Below are 6,268 nucleotides of genomic sequence, written 5' to 3' on the forward strand. Positions count from 1 at the left end.
ACGAGGCGGGGTGGCGGGTCAGCGCCAGGAGGGGAGCCAGAGTTCGGCCTGCCAGTGGCTCTCGGTGATCACGTCGCCGTTGAGGATCGGCCACAGCCAGACGAAGTTGGCCACGACCAGGGCGAGGTAGGCGCCGACGAGGACCCGGCCGGTGGTGCGGCCGGTGGCCTTGAGCAGGTCTGACAGGACCAGGGTCAGGCCCAGGACCAGGAAGGCGGCCATCGGGGTGGCGTAGAAGAAGTACATCTGGCGGTCGATGTTGGCGAACCACGGCAGCAGGCCCGCCAGGTAGCCCACCAGCACCGCCGCGTAGCGCCAGTCGAACCGGCCCAGCACCCGCCACAGGGACCAGCCCAGGAGCGGGAACGACAGCCACCACAGGGCGGGGGTGCCGACCAGCATGGTGGCCGCCACGCACCGGGCCTCGCCGCAGCCGGTGAGGCCGCCCTCGTAGTAGTAGAGCATCGGCCGCAGGCCCATCGGCCACGTCCACGGCTTGGACTCCCACGGGTGCGGCTTCTCCGGGGTCACCAGCGACTCGTGGAAGTCCAGGACCTTCGCCGAGTTCTGCCACAGCGACCCCAGCGCCCCCTTGGCGACCGACAGCGGGTCCGAGCCGCCCGTCGCCACCAGGTGCCGGGCGAACGCGGTCTCCGAGGCGAACCAGCCCCAGTAGGTGGTCAGGTACGCGGTGGTGCCGACGCCCACGAACGCCCACAGGCCCGGCAGCGCGTCGCGGCCGAGCGCGCCCAGCCACGGGTGGCGCACCCCGGCGGCCCGGCGGGCGGTCACGTCGAACAGGACGGTCAGCAGGCCGAAGGCGGCGACGAAGTACAGGCCCGACCACTTCACCCCGCACGCCAGCCCGAGCAGGGCACCAGCGCCGAGGCGCCACCAGCGCACGCCCAGGCGCGGCCCGAGGCCGGATTCGTCGGCCCAGCCCTCGGCGACCGCGACGGTGAGGCGGGCGCGGACCTGGTCGCGGTCGACCAGGACGCAGCCGAAGGCCGCCAGCACGAAGAAGGCCAGGAAGATGTCGAGCATCCCCATGCGCGACTGCAGGTGCGACACGCCGTCGGCGATGAGCAGGATGCCCGCGAGCGCACCGAGCAGGGTGGAGCGGGTGAGCCTGCGGGCGATCCGCACCACCAGGACGATCATCAGCGTGCCGCACAGCGCGGCGGTGAACCGCCACCCCCAGCCGCTGTAGCCGAAGAGCCACTCGCCCAGCGAGATCAGCGTCTTACCCAGCGGCGGGTGCACGGTGAGCATGTAGCCGGGGTTGTCCTCGACGCCGCCGTTGCGCAGCATCTGCCACGCCTGCGGGGTGTAGTGCTTTTCGTCGAAGACCGGGGTGCCCTTGTCGGTGGGCGAGCCCAGGTTCTGGAACCGCACGATGCCGCCGATGAGACCCAGCACCGCCGCGACGACCCAGCCGCGCAGCCGGTCGGTGGGGGCGGGGTCGGCGGCGATCGCCGGGGGGCGCGGCGGCGGGGCGACCGGCTCGGCGCTCGGCTCGGCGGTCCGCTCCGCGGTGGCCTCAGCCGACATGGGCGGGTTCCTCCGGCGCGGGGCGGGCGGGGCGGACCACGCGCACGCCGCGCAGCCGCCAGCGGTCGGGCTCGTCGGCGGTGACGCCCGCGATCGGGTCGCCCGCGCCGCCGACGCGGACCCGGTCGAACTCCGGGCGGCGGATCTCGCGCACGACCAGGGCGCACAGCAGCAGCAGCGCGAGGTCGCGGACGATCACGGTGTGCAGGAACGGTTCGGCGGGGATGCCGTCGGGCGGGCCCGCGAAGTACAGCATCCGGGGGAACCACACCGCGGCGTCGACGAGCATCCACGCCAGCAGCGGCTTCCACCTCGGCAGCGCCAGCACCGCCAGCGGCACCAGCCACAGCGAGTACTGCGGGCTCCACACCTTGTTGGTGAGCAGGAAGGCCGCGACGATCAGGAACCCCAACTGCGCGACCCGCGGCCGGACCGGCGCGCTCAGGCCGACGTAGGCGATGACCAGGCACATGCCGAGGAACAGCAGCAGGCTCACGGTGTTGAGCACCTCGGGCCCCTCCCCCGGCGGGAACGGCGGGATGTCGAAGCCGGGCCACGGGGTGAGGGTGCGCAGCACGTAGTAGATCGAGTCCGGGTCCATGTCGCGGGTGGTGTTGAGGCGGAAGAACTCGCCCCAGCCCGCCGCGGTCTGCGGCAGCAGCGCGATCGGGGCGTTCACCGCCACCCAGGTGGTGACCGCGGCGGCGGCGGTCGTCCAGAACTCCGCCATCCGCCCGGCCCGCAGGCACGGGACGAGCAGCGCGCCGAGCAGCAGCAGCGGGAACAGCTTGAGGGCGCCGCCGACGCCGAGCAGCACCCCGGCGAGCACCGGCCTGCGCCGCGCCCAGGCCAGCAGGGCCAGCACGGCGGCGGCGACCGCGAGGGTGTCGAAGTTGGTGAAGGCGTGCACGACGACCAGCGGCGACGCGGCGACCAGCAGCGCGTCCCGCGGTCGGCGCGCGGTCAGCCGCAGGCTGGCCCAGACCACGGCCAGCCAGGCCAGGGCCAGCAGCACGGCGGTGATGCCGAAGTAGGCGATCACCGGCACCTCGGCGCCGACCACGGCCTCCCACCCCAGGGTGAGGTTGGCGTTGAGGTACATGAACAGCCCGGTGAGCACCGGGTACTCCATGTACCGCACCTTCGGCTTCCCGCTGCTCACGTCGACCCAGCCGGTGGCGTAGGGCAGCGAGCCCTCGGCGAGGCGGTTGAACGTGTAGAGCGGGACGGTGTCGGAGTAGCAGAACCGCGTGTACTGCGACCCGTCGCGCCAGTCGAGCTGGGAGACGCCCGCGTCGTCGACGTAGGTCCCCAGGCAGGGGGCCTTGGCGCCGAAGGCCAGCCCGAGGGCCAGCACGGCGATCACCATGGCCAGCTTCAGGGGGGAGAGCGCGCGAGCCCGCGGCGTCGTCGCCGCGGGCTGGTCGGGCCGCTCGGAACCGCGCTCCGGTCGGGGTGGTGCGCTCGGTCCGGGTGGCGCGGTCGGCTCGTCACCCGAGCCGGACCCGGCCGGGGGCTGCTCCATCACCTGCCCCCGAGCAGTCGGGCGGCGTCGAGCAAGATCTGCACCGGGTTCGGCACGACCGACCGGGTGCGCCTCGGCTCGGTGGCGGACGCCCGCTCCGTCCGGTCCGGCTGCGCCTGCCGCGCGGGGGCCTCCCGCTCGACCGGGGGCGCGGCCGCGGTGGTGGGGGCGGTGACGACCTCGCCGGTGGCCACGCGCGGGCCGACGACCTCGGAGGCGGCCACCGTGGTCGGCGGGGCGGGGGTCTCGGTGAACGGGGTGGAGCGCCCCGGTTCGGCGGAGACCCCGGTGTGGTCGGGGGCGAACTGGTCGTGCAGGCCCCACAGGGCGCCGACGACGACCGCAGCCCCCGCCGCGGTCTTGAGGACGCGGCGGGGGCGGTCGGCGCGGCGGCGGGCGGCGGGGTCGTCACGGCCCTCGCGGGTCAGCACGTCGGCGACGGGCACCGACCGGACCCGGGACTCGGGACGATCTGTCACGCGGCCACCTCCGAGGGGGTGCGGGGACTGCGGCGCGGGGCCTGGGACACGGGCAGGGTGCCACACCCGGTGCCGGACCGGCAGGCTCAGCCGGTCGGGATCAGGAGGTCGGGGTGGCGCTCGCCGACCCGGAGTCGACCTGCTTGCACCCGGGGGCCTGCTCGAAGGCGGTGTTCAGCTCGGGGTTCGCGCGCAGGTCCTTGAGCGCGCCCTCGGTGTTGTTCAGGGCGGTCAGGGAGGGCGCCAGCTCCACCAGGGCCTGCTGGAAGGCGATCGGGTCGGCGGTGTTGATGCCCGCCAGCTTGGTCTTGGCCGAGTCGACGGAGGTCTTGGCGCCGTCGATGGTGGCCTGCGCCTTGTCGACGGTGGCCTGGCCGTCGGCCACCGGGGGCACGCCCGCGTCCTTGAGGCCCGTCGACAGCGAGGTCAGCGTGTCGGAGAAGCTGGTGAAGAAGCCGATCAACCCTTCCTTTGCCGCGGCCGGGTTGGCGGGGTCGACGGCGGGCATCTGCGACAGCTTCTGCCCACCGGTCACCATCGTCCCGCACACCTTGTCGATCCACTGCACAGCCGGGCTGGCCTGCGGGGTGTTGCCACCCTCGGGCGTCGACCCGGAATCGGAGCCGCAGGCCGACAGGGTGCCGATGGCGATGGCCATCGAGGCGAGCGCAGGAACGACACGACGACCGATCATTAGTCTGCTTCCTTCTTGAATCGCAAAAAGAGAACGCGCCGAAAGCATTGGTCCCGGCTGCGAATGTCCGACCCCGGAGCCACCGGGCGACTACTGACCGAAACCCTACTGAAACAACCGGCCCGGCGGCAAGAACCCGTCGGTAACCGGCCTCGGAAACCCTCGGTTTTGTCAAGGTGACACAGTTCTCACCGGTGGGTTTTGTGGGATCAAGCAGCCCGTCACCGTGAGCACCCGCTGGGCCGTTCAGGTGAATCCACACCAAGGATGAGCCCTGACGTGGGAAAATCTTCCCAGAGGGCATGCCGTCCGGTGACCGTACGTCGATCTTACTGCCCGGTCAGGTGACGGAGCGTTCCCTGTTTTGTCACAGACCCACAAGACGGCCATCTCGGTTCCACCACATCCATTAAAACAGACCGGAAACCCTGGACCAATCGAGTGTCCGGGACGTCACGTAACGGTTGCATTTGACACCGCGCCGCCTGCGAACTTATGGTCGTCGTCACAAAATGGCGCCCGCCCGACGGCGCGCTGCGGCGGAGTTTTGTGAGCGACAAGGGGACGAGAATGCCAATAGAACTGGGCAACCGACCCGCACCCTCGACCATCCGGAAGGACCAACGCAAAGGAAGCCACCCCGCAGTTCCGGCACCAGCCGGGGCGGGTGGGCGCCTGTCGGTCCAGGACGACCGTGCGACCGCACTGTGGGCCAGCCTGCCCAGGGAGTTGGTGGCGCGGTTCCGACCCATGGTCGGGCAGCTCACCCAGGACATGATCCGCGAGATCCAGCGCGCGGTGCCCGCCTACGCCCAGCCCCTGGAGGGGCACTTCGGCGCCATCATGGTCGCCGGGGTGGAGCAGTCGGTGCTGCGCATCATGGACACCATCGGCATCGGCGGCACCCCGGACGAGAACTGGGCCAACGTCTTCCGCCAGCTCGGCCGGGTGGAGTTCGGCGAGGGCCGCAGCCTGGACTGCCTGCAGACCGCCTACCGGGTCGGCGGCCGGGTCGCCTGGCGGCACCTGGCGGCCTGGGGCCAGCAGCAGCGGCTGCCCACGGCGATGCTGACCGTGGCCGCCGAGGCGATCTTCGCCTACGTCGACGAGATCTCCACGCTGTCGATCGAGGGCTACACCGCCGCGCAGGCGCAGTCGGTGGGCGTGATCGAGCGGTGCAGGCGCAGGCTGGTCGAGCTGATCCTCTCCGAGCCCCCCGCCTCCATGGCGACCATCACCAAGCTGGCGGCCACCGCGCGCTGGCGGGTGCCCGACCAGGTCGCCGTGGTGGTCATCGAGCCCGCCGCGGACGGCGGCGGCGACGAGCTGACCGGCCCCGGCCTGCACGAGGACGTGCTGACCGACTTCGACGGCGACATGCCGTGCCTGGTCATGTCCGACCCGCAGCGGCAACTGCGCGGGCTGCGCGAGCAGCTTCGCGGGCGCCGGGCGGTGATCGGCCCGATGGTGTCGCTGCGCGAGGCGGCCACCTCGCTGCGCTGGGCGCGGCGGGCGATGAGCCTGGTGCACCGCGGCATCATCGACGACGGCCCGGTCACCTGGTGCCGCGACCACCTGTCGACGCTGTGGCTGCTGGCCGACGAGTTCCTGGTGCGCGAGCTGCTCAAGCGCACGCTGGCCCCGTTGCAGGACCTGACGGTCAAGCAGCGCGCCCGCACCGCGGAAACGCTGCTGGCGTGGCTGGAGACCCGCGGCAGCGCCCCCGAGATCGCCGAGCGGTTGGCGATCCACCCGCAGACCGTGCGCTACCGCATGCGCCAGGTGGAGAAGCTGTTCGGCGACCAGCTCGCCGACCCCGACTCCCGCCTGGACCTGGAGATCGCGCTGCGCGCCCACCGGCTGCTGTGGCCCACCGCCGACCGCGCCCCCGAGGCGGGCCGCCCGGAGCGCCGGGAGGTGCCCGCACGGGCCAGCTAGCCCGCCCCCGCCGCGCCCCAGTCCCCGCCGCCGACGGCCGGTCCCGCACCCGCGGGGCCGGCCGTCGGCGCGTGCGCCGGG

General features: G+C 72.6%; 5 protein-coding genes. 1 reads left to right on the forward strand and 4 read right to left on the reverse strand.

Going from position 1 to position 6,268, the window contains the following annotated elements; all coding sequences use genetic code 11:
• Positions 1–18 precede the first annotated feature (18 nt).
• From L6E12_RS01270 to L6E12_RS01285, 4 genes are all read right to left on the reverse strand, one after another.
• Positions 19–1,551 (reverse strand): dolichyl-phosphate-mannose--protein mannosyltransferase, encoded by a 1,533-nt coding sequence (locus L6E12_RS01270; protein WP_236225998.1) that lies wholly within the window; start codon positions 1,549–1,551, stop codon positions 19–21.
• Complete coding sequence (locus L6E12_RS01275; protein WP_236225999.1) at positions 1,541–3,076, reverse strand: glycosyltransferase family 87 protein; 1,536 nt, start codon at positions 3,074–3,076, stop codon at positions 1,541–1,543. The genes L6E12_RS01270 and L6E12_RS01275 overlap by 11 nt, the downstream gene beginning before the upstream one ends.
• Complete coding sequence (locus L6E12_RS01280) at positions 3,076–3,555, reverse strand: hypothetical protein (protein ID WP_236226000.1); 480 nt, start codon at positions 3,553–3,555, stop codon at positions 3,076–3,078. Before L6E12_RS01280 ends, L6E12_RS01275 begins: the two co-directional genes overlap by 1 nt.
• A gap of 100 nt (positions 3,556–3,655) precedes the next feature.
• The gene (locus L6E12_RS01285) at positions 3,656–4,249 is read right to left on the reverse strand and encodes a hypothetical protein (RefSeq protein WP_236226001.1); all 594 of its coding nucleotides are present in this window, start codon (positions 4,247–4,249) and stop codon (positions 3,656–3,658) included.
• Between the two features lie 732 nt (positions 4,250–4,981).
• Here L6E12_RS01285 and L6E12_RS01290 point away from each other — a divergent pair.
• On the forward strand, positions 4,982–6,187 hold the full coding sequence (locus tag L6E12_RS01290) for a helix-turn-helix domain-containing protein (protein WP_308073961.1): 1,206 nt from the start codon (positions 4,982–4,984) through the stop codon (positions 6,185–6,187).
• Positions 6,188–6,268: the final 81 nt, after the last annotated feature.

The sequence above is a fragment of the Actinokineospora sp. PR83 genome (genome assembly GCF_021056305.1).
GTDB lineage: Bacteria > Actinomycetota > Actinomycetes > Mycobacteriales > Pseudonocardiaceae > Actinokineospora > Actinokineospora spheciospongiae.